General features: G+C 64.5%; 10 protein-coding genes and 3 rRNA genes. 9 read left to right on the plus strand and 4 right to left on the minus strand.

Translation table 11 applies throughout. The features are described 5' to 3' along the window. Positions 1-37: 37 nt before the first annotated feature. Together FVA74_RS04785 and FVA74_RS04790 are read left to right on the plus strand one after the other, a co-directional pair. On the plus strand, positions 38-505 hold the full coding sequence (locus FVA74_RS04785; protein ID WP_147720806.1) for a MarR family winged helix-turn-helix transcriptional regulator: 468 nt from the start codon (positions 38-40) through the stop codon (positions 503-505). Positions 506-570: 65 nt separating this feature from the next. Next, on the plus strand, positions 571-1,557 hold the full coding sequence (locus FVA74_RS04790; protein ID WP_147720808.1) for an ABC transporter substrate-binding protein: 987 nt from the start codon (positions 571-573) through the stop codon (positions 1,555-1,557). Positions 1,558-1,628: 71 nt separating this feature from the next. Here FVA74_RS04790 and FVA74_RS13555 read toward each other — a convergent pair whose 3' ends face one another. After that, the gene (locus FVA74_RS13555) at positions 1,629-2,702 is read right to left on the minus strand and encodes a GNAT family N-acetyltransferase (RefSeq protein WP_168220053.1); all 1,074 of its coding nucleotides are present in this window, start codon (positions 2,700-2,702) and stop codon (positions 1,629-1,631) included. A 172-nt stretch (positions 2,703-2,874) separates the two neighbouring features. Between FVA74_RS13555 and smc the strand changes: the two genes are divergently transcribed. From smc to FVA74_RS04815, 3 genes are read left to right on the plus strand one after another with little or no spacing between them, the layout of a single operon-like run. Further along, positions 2,875-6,498, plus strand: a complete 3,624-nt coding sequence (gene smc / locus FVA74_RS04805; protein ID WP_147720814.1) for a chromosome segregation protein SMC — start codon at positions 2,875-2,877, stop codon at positions 6,496-6,498. Between the two features lie 55 nt (positions 6,499-6,553). Beyond that, entirely contained in the window at positions 6,554-8,200 is a 1,647-nt protein-coding gene (locus tag FVA74_RS04810) for a RecQ family ATP-dependent DNA helicase (RefSeq protein WP_147720816.1), read from the plus strand. A gap of 28 nt (positions 8,201-8,228) precedes the next feature. After that, positions 8,229-9,464 (plus strand): MFS transporter, encoded by a 1,236-nt coding sequence (locus FVA74_RS04815; protein WP_147720818.1) that lies wholly within the window; start codon positions 8,229-8,231, stop codon positions 9,462-9,464. 1 nt (position 9,465) lies between these two features. Here FVA74_RS04815 and FVA74_RS04820 read toward each other — a convergent pair whose 3' ends face one another. After that, the gene (locus tag FVA74_RS04820) at positions 9,466-11,142 is read right to left on the minus strand and encodes an alpha-amylase family protein (protein ID WP_147720820.1); all 1,677 of its coding nucleotides are present in this window, start codon (positions 11,140-11,142) and stop codon (positions 9,466-9,468) included. Next, positions 11,139-12,134, minus strand: a complete 996-nt coding sequence (locus FVA74_RS04825) for a TIGR03885 family FMN-dependent LLM class oxidoreductase (RefSeq protein WP_147720822.1) — start codon at positions 12,132-12,134, stop codon at positions 11,139-11,141. The genes FVA74_RS04820 and FVA74_RS04825 overlap by 4 nt, the downstream gene beginning before the upstream one ends. Positions 12,135-12,225: 91 nt before the next feature. On the opposite strand from FVA74_RS04825, the gene ftsY reads away from it, so the two are divergent. From ftsY to rrf, 4 genes are all read left to right on the plus strand, one after another. Next, entirely contained in the window at positions 12,226-13,101 is an 876-nt protein-coding gene (gene ftsY / locus FVA74_RS04830; RefSeq protein ID WP_147720824.1) for a signal recognition particle-docking protein FtsY, read from the plus strand. Between the two features lie 568 nt (positions 13,102-13,669). Then, a 16S ribosomal RNA gene (locus tag FVA74_RS04835) occupies positions 13,670-15,192 on the plus strand. Between the two features lie 451 nt (positions 15,193-15,643). Further along, a 23S ribosomal RNA gene (locus FVA74_RS04840) occupies positions 15,644-18,762 on the plus strand. A gap of 129 nt (positions 18,763-18,891) precedes the next feature. Next, positions 18,892-19,008, plus strand: a 5S ribosomal RNA gene (gene rrf, locus FVA74_RS04845). Together the 16S, 23S and 5S rRNA genes form the textbook arrangement of a ribosomal RNA operon. 94 nt (positions 19,009-19,102) lie before the next feature. Here the strand turns inward: rrf and FVA74_RS04850 are convergent. Then, a complete protein-coding gene (locus FVA74_RS04850; RefSeq protein ID WP_147720826.1) occupies positions 19,103-19,339 on the minus strand; it encodes a hypothetical protein in 237 nt (78 codons plus the stop codon). Between the last annotated feature and the right edge of the window lie 22 nt (positions 19,340-19,361).

Here is a 19,361-nt window from a genome sequence, read left to right on the forward strand (position 1 = left end):
ATTAGTATCCCAATCAACCTTTCAGAAAGGTCCACCCATGACGGATGCGACGGCCACCCGGCCTTCGAGTGCAGGCGACCAGCGCATAGACGGTTCCGACCTGCTCGGAGACGTCGAATTCCTCGTGGCGAGAGTGCGCGCGATTGGCTCGGGCAATGCGCGGGAAGCCCTCGCTCCCTTTGGCCTGCGGGTGCGCGCGTACGCTGTCCTCTCGCTCGCGTGTGGATCCGTCAGTCCAACCCAGCGCGACATCGCCGATTTCCTCCAGTTGGACCCCAGCCAGGTGGTCGCCGTGATCGACTCGCTCGAGGCATCCGGATTCGTTCGACGGGCCCAGCACCCCCGCGACCGCCGGGTCAACATCGTCGAGGCGACTGAGCAGGGACTGGCGACCTACGCCGAGGCGCGCGAGGCTGTGAGCAGGTCGCGTGATCGCTCACTTGCCAGCCTCTCCCCCGAGGAGCGCGAGACGCTCACGAGTCTTCTCCTGAAAGTGGCGTTCTAGACCCACAGCCCAAGCCCAAAGTCGCACCATCACCCGAAATAGCAGCACCAAGAAAAGAGGAAACAATGAAGTTCTCCCTGAAGCGCGCGGGCAGCATCGCTGCCCTCGCAACCGTCACTGCTCTCGTCGCCACCGGCTGCGCAGGCAGTGGCGAGACGACTACCGACCCGAGCGCTGCAGAAGAGCTCACCGAGATGACCAAGATCTCGGTCGCGGCGCTGCCGATCGCACCGACGGCGGCGCTCATCCTCGGCATCGAGGAGGGCATCTTCGAGAAGCACAACCTCGAGGTGGACCTCACGACCGGCCAGGGTGGCGCCGCCATCCTCCCGGCCGTCGCGCAGGGCCAGGTCAACTTCGCGATTGGCCAGCCGCTCCCCATCATCCTCGCCGCGAGCAAGGGCATCGACGTCAAGATCATCGGCAACTACTCGGCGTCCTACGCCGAGGGTGACGACATCAACGGCGTCGCGGCCCTTGACGCCTCGATCGTCTCGCCCAAGGACCTGGAGGGCAAGCGCGTCGCGGTCAACACGCTCAAGGCCGCCGGTGATCTCACCATCATGGAGGCCATCGAGCAGGACGGTGGCGACCCCAGCAACGTCGAGTGGGTCGAGGTGCCGTTCCCCGAGATGCAGGCGCAGCTCGTCGCTGGCGAGCTCGACGCAGCGTGGCTGCCCGAGCCGTTCCTCAGCAAGACGATCCGTGAGGGCGGCCAGCTGGTCACCTACAACAACCAGGACACGATCCCTGGCCTCACGACCCTCGTCGGCTTCACGAGCAGCGCCTACATGGACGAGAACCCCGCGGTCGTGAAGGCCTTCCAGGAGGCCCTGGCCGAGACCCGCGCCCTGGCGAATGAAGACGTCGACGCGGCTCGCTCCGTGCTGCCCGAGTTCCTCGGCATGCCTGAGGAGGCCGCCGCGAACCTCCTGATGGAGGATTTCGGCCCCGAGCTGAACGTCGACTCGATCCAGAAGCTCCAGGAGCTCATGGTCAAGTTCGAGTTCATGGAGGAGGAGATCAACCTCAAGGAGCTGATCGTCGAGTAGTTCCGCAGTGAGTCGACGGCCCCGGTGCATGAGCGCCGGGGCCGTCGCTCATGTGCGCCGCGGCACAGCCATCATCCGTCGCGACGCCATGCACTCTCGTAGCCGATGGCGACAAATCCGACCGCTTCGTTGACGTCGAGCATGTGCCGGTTCTCCTCGGCGTTCCACGTATAGATGGCCGGATGCCCCGGTGCCAGTCGGTCGAGCGCATGCAGGTTTGCGAGCTTGAGCAGCATGCCGAGTCGGCGGCCCCGGTGCTCCGCGGCGACGATCGTGTCCATTTGCATGGCTGGCCGGTCTGGCTCCGGCGGCACCGAGAGGTCGGTGAACCCGGCCAGGGCTCCGGATGCCACGTGGCGCACGGCGGCCGTCAGCCACAGCCTGCCGTCCTCACCTCGACGTGCGTCGTTCTCCTTCACCCGTTCGGCGTCCCACTCCTCCGGGTTCCAGTCGACCTGGCCGAGCGGTGGATCCGTGCTCATGCGGGCATGGAGCGTGGCCATCCCCTCGACAAGGTCTTCCGGGGTGGCGCCCTCCCACAGCAGCAGCTCGTAGCCGGGCGGGGGTGTGGGCTCCTCGGCGTCCGAGGGAAGGGCGAGCCGGCTGATCCGGTCGACCTGGGCGAGCCGGAAGCCGCGCTTGCTGAGGAACCTCGCAGCGTCGTCATCGGCCGGAACCGTGCCGTAGCCCGTGGGGGAGCGCAGTTGCGGGCCGTCGCTCCCGGCGAGGTGGTACGCGGATGTCTGCAGCACGGTGCGCCCCTCCTCCTCGGCCATCGAGGCGAGGGTGTCGAAGAGCGCAGCACCCACGCCGCGGCGGCGGGACTGCGGAAGCACCTCGATCGTGAACCAGGCCGACTCGGACTCGTCGCCCCCCTGCACTTCGTAGAGGCCGCGAGCGACGAGCTCACCGTCGACCCGCGCGACGAGGCAGCGCCATGTCTCATAGGGATTGCGGGCGATCGCGAGCAGCTCGGCGGGGGTGACGGCGAGGTCGAAGGAGCCGATGACGGCCCGCTCGATCTCGTTGCGCACCCGCACCATCTCGCTGAAGGCGTTCGCTTCGGCGCTTCCGTCGATAGTCTCGGGGAGCGCGAGCTCTTCGATGTCGACGTGGGTCGGATCGCTCGCGGTGTCGATGGTCACGGGGTTTCCCTTCGGGCCGGCGGTGACGGCGGAGACCATGCCGGGGCGTAAAGCATAGGGCGCAGTGGTCGCGTCGCACCAGAGTTGGCGGCACCTCTCCGGTACCGTTGTGCGAGAGTCTCACGCGGCCGGCGCGCGGGTGCTCATCCGGCAAGCAGGGAGGGGCTGGCGCGTGTACCTCAAGAGCCTCACGATCAAGGGCTTCAAATCATTCGCGCAGCCGACCACCTTCGCCTTCGAACCCGGAGTGACCTGCGTCGTCGGGCCAAACGGTTCCGGCAAGTCCAACGTCGTCGATGCGCTCGCCTGGGTCATGGGTGAGCAGGGGGCGAAGACCCTCCGCGGCGGCAAGATGGAAGACGTCATCTTCGCGGGCACCGCGACGCGCGGTCCGCTCGGCCGCGCCGAGGTGACGCTCACGATCGACAACTCGGATGGCGCCCTGCCGATCGAATACTCCGAGGTCACGATCCGCCGCACCCTCTTCCGCAACGGCGGCAGCGAGTATGCGATCAACGGCGAGAACTGCCGACTGCTTGATGTGCAGGAACTCTTGAGCGACTCGGGACTCGGCCGTGAGATGCACGTCATCGTCGGCCAGGGCCAGCTCGACGCGGTACTCCACGCGAGTCCCGAAGACCGTCGCGGCTTCATCGAGGAGGCCGCGGGCATCTTGAAGCATCGTCGCCGCAAGGAGAAGACGCTTCGCAAGCTCGACGCGATGCAGGCCAACCTGACCCGGCTGAGCGACCTTGCGGGCGAGATCCGCCGCCAGCTCAAGCCGCTCGGCCGCCAGGCGGAGATCGCGCGTGAGGCACAGTCGATCGCGGCGATCGTGCGTGACGCCCGTGCCCGACTCCTCGCTGATGAGGTCGTCGAACTGCGCGAGGCCCTCTCGCTGCACAGCCGCAGCGAGTCGGAGCGCAAGACGGAACGCATCGTGCTGCAGGAGCAGCTCGACCAGGCCAAGCTTCGGGAGGCCCGCATCGAGCAGGAGCAGGTCGGCGACGCGGTCGACCAGGCTCGCCAGGTGGCCTTCGGGCTCGAGTCGGTGCAGGAGCGGCTTCGCAGCCTCTACAGTCTCGCGAACCAGAAGCTCGCTTTGCTCAGCAGCCAGAACGAGGCGACGGATGTCACGCCCGGCGTCACCTCGCAGATGGTCGCGGATGCCCACGACGAGGCCGCACGCATCGCCGACACGATTGCCGAGGCCGAGGAGGCGTGGCGCGAGGCGCAGTCGCGCACGGCCGAGGCACGTGCTGCGCTCGACGCCCTCGACGAGGAGATCGCCCTCCAGAGTTCGCTCGTCTCCAAGCACGACCTCGAGATCTCCAAGCTCACCGGCCAGGCAGACACTGCGGCGTCCCGTCTGGCCGCCGTGCGCGGCGAGGTGCTCCGGCAGCAGAACGCGCTGGATGCCGCGAGGGTTCGTCGCGACCAGGCGCGCGCAACACTCGAGCAGGTGGAGGCGGAGTCGACCCTCGACGACACGAGCGAGACGGATCTCGACCTCGCGTACCAGGCAGCCCAGGCAGAGGTTGTGTCCGCTGAGGCGGAGATCGACACACTCCGTGAAGAACTCCACGACCTGGAGCGCGAGCGGGATGCCCTCGCCGCGAGGCAGGGCGCGCTGTCGAGTGCGCTCGACCAGAAGGACGGCTCGAGCGCCCTCGTCGGGGCCAAGCGCCGCGGCATCCGCGGTCTTGTCGCCGAGCATGTGCAGGTGCAGCCCGGCTATGAGGCGGCCATTGCGGCGGCCCTCGGTTCCCTCGCTGATGCGGTGCTGGCCGATGATCGCGACGCGGCGGTCGATGCGCTTGGGCACGCCCACGCTGAGCAGCTCGGCCGCGTCGAGCTCGTGCTCGCCGATGCGGGAGTCTCTGCATTTGCCAGCGGTTCCTTCGGCGACGGCGCGGTGCTGGCGCAGAGTGTCGTGACGGCGCCTCCCGGAGTCATGGGCCTGCTCGGCCGCACGATCATCGCCGACGATCTGGAGGCTGCCCGCAGGGTGTGGGACGCACTCGGCGCCCACGCCACGGGCACGAGCGACACCACGATCATCACCAAGGCGGGCGATGTGCTCAGCCGCTACGTGCTCCGCGGCGGTTCCGGCGCGAAGCGCTCCCGCCTTGAACTCGTCGCCGACCGTGATGCCGCGACGGAACGACTCGGCGAGGTCACGTCGCTCATCGAGCGCGCGCAGTTCGCGCTGGCAGAGCAGCGCGGCGTCGTGAAGGTCGCCAAGGAACAGGCAACGAGGGCGCTCGCGGCGCTTCGCGAGTTCGACTCGCAGCTCGCGGCGCAGTCCGAGCGGCTCAACCGGGCGCGCGTGCAGGCCGAGGCGGCCGAGGCGGAGGCGCAGCGCATCGAGAAGGGCCTCGCGCTCGCCCAGGAGACCGTGGGGGATGCCGAGTCGGCGTCGGAACGCGCGAAGTCCGAACTCGAGGCGGCCAAGTCACGGCCGCGCCCGATCCTCGATGTCAGTGCGCGCGACGAACTCGCCGACGAACTGGACGCGTGCCGAGAGCGCGAGGTGGAGGCACGGCTCCAGGTGGAGACGGCCCGCGAGCGGGTGCGGGCGCAGGAGCAGCGGGCCCGCCAGCTCGAGCAGCAGCTCGAGGCCGAGCGGGCGGCCGCGGAACTCGCGGCCCGCAGGGCCGTCATCCGTCGTCGCCAGATGGAGAGTGCCCAGCGCGTGCTCGATGCCCTGCCTGCCGTGCTCAATTCCGTCGACCGCTCCGTCTCGGAGGCTCGCGTCACGCTCGCGGCCGCTGAGGCTGACCGCGCCCAGCAGAACGAGGAGCTCGCGGAGCTGCGGCGCACGGAGGCGTCGCTGCGTGAGCGCCTGCACGCCGTGAGCGAGACGGTGCACGGCCTCGAGATGCAGATCTACGAGAAGAAATTGCACCTGTCGACCCTGCTCGAGCGGGCGGGCGAGGAGCTCGGCCTGGTCGAGGATGTCCTCATCGCGGAGTACGGCCCCGCCGTCCCCGTGCCGCCAGACGCCTTCCCCGCCGAGGGCGTCGCTTCGGAAATTCAGGAAGCGGCGGCGGCAGACGAGCAGGAAACCACTGATCACGAGGCGACGGATGCCGCGGCTCCTGAAGTTCCGGCGGGCATCCCGTTCGTCCGCGCCGAGCAGGAGGCGCGCCTTGCCCGTGCCGAGCGCAAGCTGAGCCAGCTGGGTCGCGTCAACCCTCTCGCGTTGGAAGAGTTCTCCGCCCTCGAGCAGCGACACAAGTTCCTCACGGAGCAGCTGACAGACCTCACGAACACCCGCAAGGACCTCCTCACGATCATCGAGGAGCTCGACGAGAAGATGCGCGACATCTTCTCGGCGGCATTCGAAGACACGAGGGCAGCCTTCGACGAGGTCTTCCCCGTGCTCTTCCCTGGCGGGGCTGGCAGCATCCGTCTCACCGACCCCGACGACCTGCTCACGACCGGCATCGAGGTGTCGGTCAAGCCCGCGGGCAAGAAGATCGAGCGGCTCTCGCTCCTGAGTGGCGGTGAGCGTTCCCTGGCCGCGGTCGCGCTCCTGATCGCGATCTTCAAGGCGCGCCCGAGCCCGTTCTACATCATGGACGAGGTCGAGGCGGCCCTCGACGATTCGAACCTCGGCCGCTTGCTCCAGATCTTCCAGGACCTCCGCGAGACAAGTCAGCTGATCGTGATCACGCACCAGAAGCGCACGATGGAGATCGCGGATGCCCTCTACGGCGTCTCGATGCGGCAGGACGGCGTGAGCGCGGTCGTCGGGCAGCGGGTGGTTGCCCCGGAGGAGCGCGCCAGCTGAGCTGGCTGGGAGTCCGCCACTTGTTGCCGGGAGGCGGCGGGCGTTCACTGTCTTGGTGACACCTCAGGCCAGCGACATCCGACAGCGAATCGAGACGGCCGCACGGGAGTGTTTCGGTTGGGAGAGCGTGCAGGCCGGCCAGCGCCGCGCGGTCGAAGCTCTCGCCGAGGGACGTGATGTGCTGGCGGTCATGGCGACGGGCTACGGCAAGTCGGCCATCTACCAGCTCGCGACGATCATCCGAGGCGGCCTGACGGTGGTCGTGTCGCCGCTGATCGCGCTGCAGGCAGACCAGGTGGAGGGGCTGCGGGATGCGCCCGACGCCCCGCCCGCCGCTGCGGTCAACTCGCGTGCGGGAGCACGGCGCCTTGCCGCGGCGTGGGAGCTCGCGGAGGGTTCTGGCCCCCGGATCCTCCTGCTCGCCCCCGAGCAGCTCGCCTCGGAGGAGACGCTCGCGAGGCTCGCTGCCGCCGGGGTCGACCTCGTCGTCGTCGACGAGGCCCACTGCGTCTCATCCTGGGGGCACAATTTCCGGCCCGACTACCTGCGCCTGGGTGCCGCGGTCGAGCAGCTCGGCCGCCCTCCGGTCGCCGCGCTGACGGCGACCGCGCCGAGTCCCGTGCAGGCGGAGATCAGCGAGCGACTGAGGATGCGCGACCCGCTCGTGCTCGTGCGGGGCTTCGATCGGGCAAACCTCTCCCTCGACGTCGACCGCCATACGAGTCCCGAGGAGAAGAAACGAGCGGTGATCGACGGCATCACGGGGGAACGCGGCACCGGCCTGCTCTACGTTGCGACCCGCCGTGAGACCGAGGAGTACGCGCACGCCTTGCAGGAACGCGGGCTGCGCGCCTTCGCGTATCACGGCGCCATGAGCGCCTCCGCCCGCAGCGAAGTCCACGCCGCCTTCCACGACGGCACTGCGGATGTTGTCGTCGCGACCTCGGCGTTCGGCATGGGGATCGACAAGGCTGACGTGCGGTTCGTCGTGCACGCCTCGCCGCCCGACTCACTGGATGCCTACTACCAGGAGGCGGGGCGCGCTGGGAGGGACGACGAGCCCGCACGGGTCCGGCTGCACTACCGCAGCGAGGACCTCGGCCTCCGGCGATTCTTCGCCTCCAGCTCGCCGCGCGGCGAGACGGTTGCAGGCGTCTATCGCGCTGTCCTGCACGCATCCGGCACGGCGAAGCCGAAGGAGCTCGCGGAGTCCGCCGAGGTTTCATCGCGCACCGTGACCTCGGTGCTCAACCTGCTCTCCGATGCGGGGGTCGTGCGCTGGGGTCGCAGGGGTGTGCGCATCGTCGACCGTGTCAGCCCCGAGGCGGCGGCCGACCGGGCTGCAGCCGCGGCCGAGGAGCGCGAGCGCATCGATGAGTCCCGCATCGAGATGATGCGCGGCTATGCCGAGACGAGCGGATGCCGGCGCGCCTTCCTCCTCGGATACTTCGGCGAGGAGGCTCCCGAGCGCTGCGGCAACTGCGACCGCTGCGCGAGCGGCGACACGACGAATGCCCCGGCGTCGCACCCGACGGGCGACGAGGCCTTCTCTCCCAACACGAGCGTCGTGCACCCAGAATTCGGCGCCGGCACCGTCATGAGCACGGAGGACGACCGCATCACGGTCTTCTTCGAACACGAGGGCTACAAGACGCTCTCGCGCCAGGCGGTCGAGGCACGCGGCCTCCTCAAGGCCGGCTGATGCGACTGCGGCTCCCTAGACTTGCCGCGTGACCACGACCAAGCCTCCAGCGGATGCCCAGACCCTCCAGCGACGGATCGTCTGGGTGCTCGTGGCCGCCCAGGTCGTGGGAGGCCTCGGCATCGGCGCAACGGTGTCGGTCGGGGCGCTGCTCGCGGCGGATGTCTCCGGCTCCGACGCCTGGTCGGGAATGGCATCGACGATGTCCACCCTGGGCGCCGCGCTACTCGCGCTCCCGCTGGCCAGGTATGCGCGGGCGAGGGGACGCCGCGTCGCACTGGCGACCGGATCCGCGCTCGCCGCGGCGTCCGCCGTGCTGCTGATCGTCGCGGCAGCACTCTCGTCATTCCCGCTCCTCCTGCTCGCCTTCGCGCTCGCCGGAGCGGGCTCCGCCACCAACCTCCAGGCCCGTTTCGCGGCGACCGACCTCGCCTCGCCGCGCCACCGCGGCCGCGACCTCTCGCTCGTCGTGTGGTCGACGACGGTCGGCTCGGTGCTCGGTCCCAACCTCATCGAACCCGGTGAGGCGGTCGGGCGCGTGCTCGGCCTGCCGAGCCTCACGGGCCCTTTCCTGTTCGCGCTCGCGGCCCAGGCCGTGACGGTGCTCGTCTACGCGATCTTCCTGCGCCCGGATCCGCTCCTGAAGGCTCGTGAGGCACTCGGGGTGACGCCGGGGGAGCCGCCCCGGCTCGGTTTCGCGACGCTGCGGGTCAACGCGCGTGCGCGGTTCGCCGTGGCATCCGTCGCCCTCAGCCACGCGACCATGGTCGCGCTCATGGCGATGACGCCCGTGCACCTCTACGGGCACGGGGCATCCCTGGCGATCGTGGGGTTCACGATCAGCCTCCACGTGGCCGGCATGTTCGCCCTCTCGCCCGTCTTCGGCTGGCTTTCCGACCGGCTCGGCCGTCTTCCCGTGCTCCTCGGCGGCCAGGCGCTCCTGCTCGCGGCGCTCCTGACCGCGTGGTTCGGCAGTGAGTCCCATGACCTGGTCGCCGTGAGCCTCGTGCTGCTCGGCCTGGGCTGGTCGGCCTCGACCATCTCCGGCTCGGCAATGGTCGTCGATGCCGTGCCGGCTGGCGACCGGCCCGGGGTGCAGGGCGTCTCCGATCTGCTCATGAACCTCGCGGGTGCCGCGGGCGGGGCGCTCGCGGGACCCGTGCTGACGGCGATCGGGTATCCCGGTCTCGGGCTCGCGACGACGACGCTCGTCGCCGTCGTGTTCGCCTGGGCGATGTTCCGGATGGCGCGCCGACCGCGCTAGCTCAGCCGATCCTGCGAGTTCCTGGGTCCGTGACGCGCAGCCAGCGGTAGCCGTAGGGTGCGAGTGTGAACTCGGCGGTGCCGCGCGTCGACACCTCAGTGGTGCTGTTCTCGAGCAGGTCGACGAGGCGCGTGTCCTCGTTCCCGCCCTCGACGGGTATCTCGATCGTGAGGGACTCACCCGAGAAGTTGTGCAGCGCGATCATGCTGCCGAGCGGGCCGCTCACGCGGTGGGCGAGCAGGCTGGCGTGTGGCTGTTCGATGATCGTGAGCTCGCCCCATCCGATCTCCGGCGACGTGCGGTAGCGGCTGATCAGCAGCCGGATGAAGTGCACGAGCGAATCCGGATTGCGCACCTGGTCGTCGGCGTTCACGAACTCGGGCCCATAGGCACCCTCGGTGACGGGTGCTGCGAGAGAACTCCGACGCGCGGCCGAGAAGCCGCCGTTCTTGCTGTTGTTCCACTGCATTGGGGTGCGCACGGCGTTGCGTCCCCCGGCATCCAGGTTCTCGCCCATGCCGATCTCTTCCCCGTAGAACAGCACGGGCGTGCCCGGCAGGGAGAAGAGCAGGCTGTAGGCCATGCGGATGCGCCGGGGATCCCCGTCGAGCATTGGAGGCAGGCGGCGCGTGATGCCCCGGCCGAAGGCACGCATCCGCTCCTCGGGGCCGAATGCCGCGAACACCTCCTCGCGTTCCCTCTCGCTCAGCTTGTCGAGGGTCAGCTCGTCGTGGTTCCGCAGGAAGTTCGCCCACTGCGAGCGCTGCGCGAGCGCCGGCCGCTTCGCGAGCATCTTGGCGAGGGGCCGGGCGTCGCGCCGGGCAAGTGACAGGTATGTGCGCTGCATGGCCTCGAAGTCGAACTGCATCGCGAGTTCATCGCCCTTGTCGCCACCGAAGAATCGCACCTGCTCGCGGTAGGGGAGGTTGACCTCGCCGAGGAGCACGGCGTCACCCTTGCGTCGCTTGACCATCTCGGAGAGCTGGCGCAGGTATTCGTGGCCGTCCCCGTCGCCGTAGTCGCTGTTGACACCGCCGTCGTCCCCGTCGATGAAGAACGGCACGGCGTCGACGCGGAAGCCGGAGAGGCCGAGTTCCAGCCAGAAGCCGATGACCTTGCCGATCTCCTCGCGCACGCGCGGGTTGGTGACATTGAGGTCAGGCTGGTGTCGGTAGAAGCGGTGGAGGTAGTACTGGCCCGTGCGCTCATCGAGCGTCCACACTCCGTCCTCCTTGTCGGGGAAGATCGGCTCGGGCGCATCCTTGGGCGGCTCGTCACGCCACACGTAGTAGTCGCGATAGGGGGAGCGGCGGCTCGAGCGGGCAGCCACGAACCAGGGATGCTTCTCCGAGGTGTGGTTGACGACGAGGTCCGCGATGACGCGCATGCCGCGGTCCCTCGCTGAGCGGATCACCTCGACAAGGTCGCCGTGCGTGCCGAAACGCTTGTCGACGCCGTAGAAATCGGCGACGTCGTAGCCATCGTCTTTGTCCGGGGTCGGGTAGAAGGGCATGAGCCAGATGCACGTCACGCCGAGCTCGGCCAGGTAGTCGAGTCGGTGCGCGAGGCCGTCGAAGTCGCCCGTGCCGTCACCGTTCCAGTCCATGAAGGTCTCGACGTCGAGGCAGTAGACGACCGCGTTCTTCCACCAGAGGTCGCTCGTGTCGGTGATCCTCATGCCACGACCTCGCTCGCCGCATCCGGCTTGCTCGTCACGCCGAGCCTCGGCAGCACGCGCTCGCCGAAGGCTTCGATGAAGTCGCGCTGCTGCTGGCCGACGTGGTGCAGGTACACCTCGTCGAAGCCGATCTCGATCAGCTCCCGGAGCCGCTCGGCGTGCTCCTCCAGGTTGGCCGAGATGACGACCGAGCCGCGCACGTCCTCCGGACGCACGTGAGCGGATGCCACGTCGAAGGCCTCCACCGTGTCGAGGTCCCAGCACAGTGGTGGCGAGAAGACATTGCTGCGCCACTGATCGTGGGCGATCGCGAGGGCTTCGTCAGCGGATGCCGCGTAGCTGACGTGCACCTGCAGCACGAGTGGTCCCGTGCCACCCGCCCCGCGGTAGGCCTCGACGACTCGACGGAGTGCCTCGGGGGACTGGTTCACGGTCGCGAGACCATCCGCCCATCCGGCAGCCCACTCTGCCGTCTTGGGGGTGACCGCGGCGGCGAGGAGGGGAGGGGGCGCAGCCGGTCTCGTCCAGAGCTTCGCCTGGTCGACTCGCACATGTCCGTCGTGGCTGACGGTCTCGCCCGCGAGCAGCGCGCGCATGACCTGTGCGCTCTCGAGTAGCCGTTCGTTGCGATGCTCCTTGCGGGGCCAGGCATTACCCGTGATGTGCTCATTCATGTTCTCGCCGCTGCCGAGGGCGGCCCAGAACCGGCCCGGGTACATCGCCTCAAGTGTTCCCACCGCCTGCGCGATGATCGCCGGGTGGTAGCGCTGGCCCGGGGCTGTCACGACGCCGATGGGCAGCTCGGTCGCCTGCAGTGCCGCGCCGAGCCAGGCCCAGGCGAAGCCCGAGTGGCCCTGCCGTTCGCTCCACGGAGCGAAATGGTCACTGCACATGGCCGCCGTGAAACCGGCGCGCTCTGCGTGCTGCAGCGAGGTGAGGAGGTCCTTGGGGTGGATTTGTTCGTGCGAGGCATGCCAGCCGATCACGGTCACGGTTGTCCCTTCCGTCGGAATAGCTGTGACGTAAGCACGCGAGCCTGCGCGGTCCCTGTGCGCACGGAGGTCCTGCAATACCCTTGGAGCCATGGCTCAACGCACCCCCTGGTCTCTCTCCGGCGCTCTTCGCGGAATGTTCGCGAAGCCCACGATCGACGACGACACATGGGACGACCTCGAGACCGCCCTCATCACGGCCGACTTTGGCCCCGACATCACGGACGCCGTGATCGATGAGCTCCGGGAGCAGGTGCGGCGCTACAACACGACCGACCCGACGGACCTCAAGCGGATGCTTCGCGAGAACCTCGAGGAACGGCTCGCGCGCCTCGACCCGACGCTGCGGCTCACGGCACGGCCGGCGGTCGTGCTCGTGGTGGGCGTGAACGGTGTGGGCAAGACCACCACGATCGGCAAGTTCGCCAAGTTCCTCGGCAACTACGGTCGCAGTGTGGTCGTCGGCGCGGCCGACACCTTCCGTGCGGCGGCGGTCGAGCAGTTGGCTACCTGGGCCGAGCGCGGGGGAGCGCAGATCGTCCGCCCGCAGCAGCAGGGGCAGGACCCGGCATCCGTCGCCTTCCAGACGGTCGAGAAGGCCATGCGTGATGGCATCGAGATCGCGATCATCGACACGGCCGGTCGCCTGCAGACTAAGAGCGGGCTCATGGACGAGCTCGCCAAGATCCGCCGCGTCATCGAGAAGCAGACCGAGATCGCTGAGGTCCTCCTTGTACTGGATGCGACGACGGGCCAGAACGGCTTGGCGCAGGCCGAGGCGTTTATCGAGCATGCGGGGGTGACTGGCCTCGTGCTCACGAAGCTCGACGGCTCGGCGAAGGGCGGCTTCGTTCTGGCGGTGCAGGAGCGCACGGGCATTCCGATCAAGCTGGTCGGGCAGGGCGAGGGCATCGGCGACCTGACCGGTTTCACGCCCCACGTCTTCGTGCAGAACCTCGTCGGCTGAGGTCCAGTGCAGGCTGCTCAGCAGCGAGGAATCGTCCGCATGCGCACGACACGCCCGGGATGCAACCATGATTTGCCGCCGCCCCCGGCGCCACGTAAAGTAATCACTTGTCACCCCAAAGGTGCGGAAAGCCGCAGAGCTTCCCGGCCTCACGTGGGACCAACATCCTCCAGGCGAGAGCCGACAACAACGCATCGCGTTGACGTCGATGCTCCCAAGCAGGATGCCTATCACTCCAGCAAACCCTGACGCAGTCAGACTGGCCGAGTAAACACCGGCTGAAGGATGTGCTAGGATTGGAAAGTTGCCTCGGCAGCTGCCGCCGGAAGGTGGGGCACCGGGAGCGTCCGTTCCTTGAGAACTCAACAGCGTGCACAATGTCAAATGCCAAAAACCTCGTACATCCTTTTGGGGTGTAGGAGATTCCTTTGGAAAAACATTAAACAACAATGCAAATGTCAGCAATGATGTTTGTTCTTGTCAGTTTCAAACTTGTGTTCGGTCTGCCTATTCCGGTGGTCGTTCACACTAGATGTGCCAGTCGCTTCGGTGATTGTGCAATCAAACATTTACGGAGAGTTTGATCCTGGCTCAGGATGAACGCTGGCGGCGTGCTTAACACATGCAAGTCGAACGATGAAGCCGGAGCTTGCTCTGGTGGATTAGTGGCGAACGGGTGAGTAACACGTGAGTAACCTGCCCCTGACTCTGGGATAAGCGCTGGAAACGGCGTCTAATACCGGATACGAGCTTCCACCGCATGGTGAGGAGTTGGAAAGAATTTCGGTCTGGGATGGACTCGCGGCCTATCAGCTAGTTGGTGAGGTAACGGCTCACCAAGGCGACGACGGGTAGCCGGCCTGAGAGGGTGACCGGCCACACTGGGACTGAGACACGGCCCAGACTCCTACGGGAGGCAGCAGTGGGGAATATTGCACAATGGGCGCAAGCCTGATGCAGCAACGCCGCGTGAGGGATGACGGCCTTCGGGTTGTAAACCTCTTTTAGTAGGGAAGAAGCGAAAGTGACGGTACCTGCAGAAAAAGCACCGGCTAACTACGTGCCAGCAGCCGCGGTAATACGTAGGGTGCAAGCGTTATCCGGAATTATTGGGCGTAAAGAGCTCGTAGGCGGTTTGTCGCGTCTGCTGTGAAAACTGGAGGCTCAACCTCCAGCCTGCAGTGGGTACGGGCAGACTAGAGTGCGGTAGGGGAGATTGGAATTCCTGGTGTAGCGGTGGAATGCGCAGATATCAGGAGGAACACCGATGGCGAAGGCAGATCTCTGGGCCGTAACTGACGCTGAGGAGCGAAAGCATGGGGAGCGAACAGGATTAGATACCCTGGTAGTCCATGCCGTAAACGTTGGGAACTAGATGTAGGGACCATTCCACGGTTTCTGTGTCGCAGCTAACGCATTAAGTTCCCCGCCTGGGGAGTACGGCCGCAAGGCTAAAACTCAAAGGAATTGACGGGGGCCCGCACAAGCGGCGGAGCATGCGGATTAATTCGATGCAACGCGAAGAACCTTACCAAGGCTTGACATATACGAGAACGGGCCAGAAATGGTCAACTCTTTGGACACTCGTAAACAGGTGGTGCATGGTTGTCGTCAGCTCGTGTCGTGAGATGTTGGGTTAAGTCCCGCAACGAGCGCAACCCTCGTCGTATGTTGCCAGCACGTAATGGTGGGAACTCATATGAGACTGCCGGGGTCAACTCGGAGGAAGGTGGGGATGACGTCAAATCATCATGCCCCTTATGTCTTGGGCTTCACGCATGCTACAATGGCCGGTACAAAGGGCTGCAATACCGTAAGGTGGAGCGAATCCCAAAAAGCCGGTCTCAGTTCGGATTGAGGTCTGCAACTCGACCTCATGAAGTCGGAGTCGCTAGTAATCGCAGATCAGCAACGCTGCGGTGAATACGTTCCCGGGCCTTGTACACACCGCCCGTCAAGTCATGAAAGTCGGTAACACCCGAAGCCAGTGGCCCAACCGCAAGGAGGGAGCTGTCGAAGGTGGGATCGGTAATTAGGACTAAGTCGTAACAAGGTAGCCGTACCGGAAGGTGCGGCTGGATCACCTCCTTTCTAAGGAGCATGTGCCAGTCCGTCTGTCTACAGCGGAATTCACTGGCCAAGTCAGTTCAGGAACGAATGTTTCCTGCTGGCGCTCATGGGTGGAACATTGACATTGTGACCAGAACCGATGGGTTCGAACTTAGTACGCCGGCTGCTTGCAGTCGGAAGGAAGGGTTTGGGCCGGGAGGGTCTGGTCTTTGCACGCTGTTGGGTCCTGAGGGACCGGGCCGGTCCAGGTGGGAACATCTGGGTCTGTCGAACTCCTCTGGGCCTCTGTCTGACACACTTCGGTGTGGTGGAGGGGGTACCGCCCGTATTTTGAGAACTACACAGTGGACGCGAGCATCTTAGACACTCGCGCAAATTCAGCCGACAGGGCTTGCCTTGGATGGTTGTTGGAGCGCGCAGATGTCTTCAATTGATTTGCAAATTTATTTGCTGATCTTTGTGTAATTTTTGTCATCAAGTTTCTAAGTGCAAACGGTGAATGCCTTGGCTTCTGGAGCCGAAGAAGGACGTAGAAATCTGCGATAAGCCTCGGGGAGTTGATAATCGAACTGTGATCCGAGGATTTCCGAATGGGGAAACCCCGCCAGGCGTAGCAATACGACCTGGTGACTCCCGCCTGAATATATAGGGCGGGTAGAGGGAACGTGGGGAAGTGAAACATCTCAGTACCCACAGGAAGAGAAAACAATAGTGATTCCGTCAGTAGTGGCGAGCGAACGCGGATCAGGCCAAACCGATCATGTGTGATAGCCGGCAGGCGTTGCATGGTCGGGGTTGTGGGACTTCCAGGTATCTCTGCCGAGATACGCATCGACGAGCGCGATATAGATGAACGATCTTGAAAGGTCGACCATAGAGGGTGCCAGTCCCGTAATTGAAATGTCGCGCCGCGGTGGGAAGGATCCCAAGTAGCACGGGGCCCGAGAAATCCCGTGTGAATCTGTCAGGACCACCTGATAAGCCTAAATACTCCCAGAAGACCGATAGCGGACAAGTACCGTGAGGGAAAGGTGAAAAGTACCCCGGGAGGGGAGTGAAATAGTACCTGAAACCGTTTGCATACAAACCGTTGGAGCCTCCTTAGTAGGGGTGACAGCGTGCCTTTTGAAGAATGAGCCTGCGAGTTAGCGATATGTGGCGAGGTTAACCCGAGTGGGGAAGCCGTAGCGAAAGCGAGTCTGAATAGGGCGATTCAGTCGCATGTCCTAGACCCGAAGCGAAGTGATCTATCCATGGCCAGGTTGAAGCGACGGTAAGACGTCGTGGAGGACCGAACCCACTTAGGTTGAAAACTGAGGGGATGAGCTGTGGATAGGGGTGAAAGGCCAATCAAACTTCGTGATAGCTGGTTCTCTCCGAAATGCATTTAGGTGCAGCGTTGCGTGTTTCTTGCCGGAGGTAGAGCTACTGGATGGCCGATGGGCCCCAAAAGGTTACTGACGTCAGCCAAACTCCGAATGCCGGTAAGTGAGAGCGCAGCAGTGAGACGGTGGGGGATAAGCTTCATCGTCGAGAGGGAAACAACCCAGACTACCAACTAAGGTCCCCAAGCGTGTGCTAAGTGGAAAAGGATGTGGAGTTGCAGAGACAACCAGGAGGTTGGCTTAGAAGCAGCCACCCTTGAAAGAGTGCGTAATAGCTCACTGGTCAAGTGATTCCGCGCCGACAATGTAACGGGGCTCAAGCACACCACCGAAGTTGTAGATTTCGTACTATAGGCAAGCCTTCGTGGTTCAGCCGTACGGAGTGGTAGGAGAGCGTCGTGTGGGCAGTGAAGCGGCGGTGTGAACCAGCCGTGGAGCCTACACGAGTGAGAATGCAGGCATGAGTAGCGAAAGACGGGTGAGAAACCCGTCCGCCGAATGAACAAGGGTTCCAGGGCCAGGTTAATCCGCCCTGGGTAAGTCGGGACCTAAGGCGAGGCCGACAGGCGTAGTCGATGGACAACGGGTTGATATTCCCGTACCGGCGAAGAACCGCCCAAGCCAATCCAGTGGTGCTAAGAGTCCTAACCCGGATGAGCGGATCCCTTCGGGGTGATGCGGTCCGGTCTAACGCTCGACCCCATGCTGGTGCGGCTAGCGTATTAACAGGTGTGACGCAGGAAGGTAGCTGAGCCGGGCGATGGTTGTCCCGGTCTAAGGATGTAGGGCGAGAGATAGGCAAATCCGTCTCTCATAACGCCTGAGACCCGATGGGTAGCCCGAATGGGCGAAATCAGTGATCCTATGCTGCCAAGAAAAGCATCGACGCGAGGTTCTAGCCGCCCGTACCCCAAACCGACTCAGGTGTTCAGGTAGAGAATACTAAGGCGATCGAGAGAATCGTGGTTAAGGAACTCGGCAAAATGCCCCCGTAACTTCGGGAGAAGGGGGGCCTGAGGCGTATTAGGACTTGCTCCGAAAGCGTTTGAAGGCCGCAGAGACCAGTGGGAAGCGACTGTTTACTAAAAACACAGGTCCGTGCCAAGTCGCAAGACGATGTATACGGACTGACGCCTGCCCGGTGCTGGAAGGTTAAGAGGAGCGGTTAGCGTAAGCGAAGCTGCGAATTTAAGCCCCAGTAAACGGCGGTGGTAACTATAACCATCCTAAGGTAGCGAAATTCCTTGTCGGGTAAGTTCCGACCTGCACGAATGGCGTAACGACTTCCCAGCTGTCTCAACCGCGAACTCGGCGAAATTGCACTACGAGTAAAGATGCTCGTTACGCGCAGAAGGACGGAAAGACCCCGTGACCTTTACTACAGCTTGGTATTGGTGTTCGGTGTGGCTTGTGTAGGATAGGTGGGAGACTGTGAAGCGGGCACGCTAGTGTTCGTGGAGTCATTGTTGAAATACCACTCTGGTCATATTGGATATCTAACGACGAACCGTGATCCGGTTCTCGGACAGTGCCTGGTGGGTAGTTTAACTGGGGCGGTTGCCTCCCAAAAAGTAACGGAGGCGCCCAAAGGTTCCCTCAACCTGGTTGGCAATCAGGTGGCGAGTGTAAGTGCACAAGGGAGCTTGACTGTGAGACTGACAAGTCGAGCAGGGACGAAAGTCGGGACTAGTGATCCGGCAGTGGCTTGTGGAAGCGCTGTCGCTCAACGGATAAAAGGTACCTCGGGGATAACAGGCTGATCTTGCCCAAGAGTCCATATCGACGGCATGGTTTGGCACCTCGATGTCGGCTCGTCGCATCCTGGGGCTGGAGTAGGTCCCAAGGGTTGGGCTGTTCGCCCATTAAAGCGGTACGCGAGCTGGGTTTAGAACGTCGTGAGACAGTTCGGTCCCTATCCTCTGCGCGCGCAGGAAATTTGAGAAGATCTATCCCTAGTACGAGAGGACCGGGATGGACGAACCTCTGGTGTGTCAGTTGTTCCGCCAGGAGCACCGCTGATTAGCTACGTTCGGAATGGATAACCGCTGAAAGCATCTAAGCGGGAAGCCAGCTTCAAGATGAGATTTCCATACCCTTCGGGGTGAGAGGCTCCCAGCTAGACTACTGGGTTGATAGGCAGGATGTGGAAGCGAGGACTAACGACTCGTGCAGCTGACCTGTACTAATAAGCCGATAACTTGATAACACCTTACAAAGGTGTCTCGCGTCCACTTTGTGGTTCCCGATTTACGGTCGGGAATCATCCCGCACACCAGTGCCGAGCTTCCGCTCGAGACGGTGCGCGGCTATGAACTGATACATAAATCAATAGTGTTTCGGCGGCCATAGCGAGAGGGAAACGCCCGGTTACATTCCGAACCCGGAAGCTAAGACTCTCTGCGCCGATGGTACTGCAGGGGGGACCCTGTGGGAGAGTAGGACACCGCCGGACTTCTTTCGAGAAATGGCCACCCCACCGGGGTGGCCATTTCCCGTTAACCCGACCCCACCCACCGGGACCAATCAGGAGAACATTCGTGAGCGAATCAGATCGTCCCCGCCGACCAGGTGAGCGCCCTGACGGCGCTCGCGATGACCACCGCGGCCCCGCGAAAGGGGAACCGCGTGGCAGCAAGCCCCCGCGGCGCGACGCCCCCGGGCGAGGCGACGCCCGACGTGCTGGCGATGACGCTCGGCCGTTGCGTGACGACGATCGTCCGTGGCGCTCGGAGGGTCAGACGGCCGGCGACGCTCGTCCCCGTCGCGAAGGTGATCGCCCGCATCGTGATGGCGAGACTCCGCGCA

Origin of the sequence: Salinibacterium sp. dk2585, assembly GCF_008001035.1 — a bacterium.
In the GTDB taxonomy this organism is placed as follows: domain Bacteria; phylum Actinomycetota; class Actinomycetes; order Actinomycetales; family Microbacteriaceae; genus Homoserinimonas.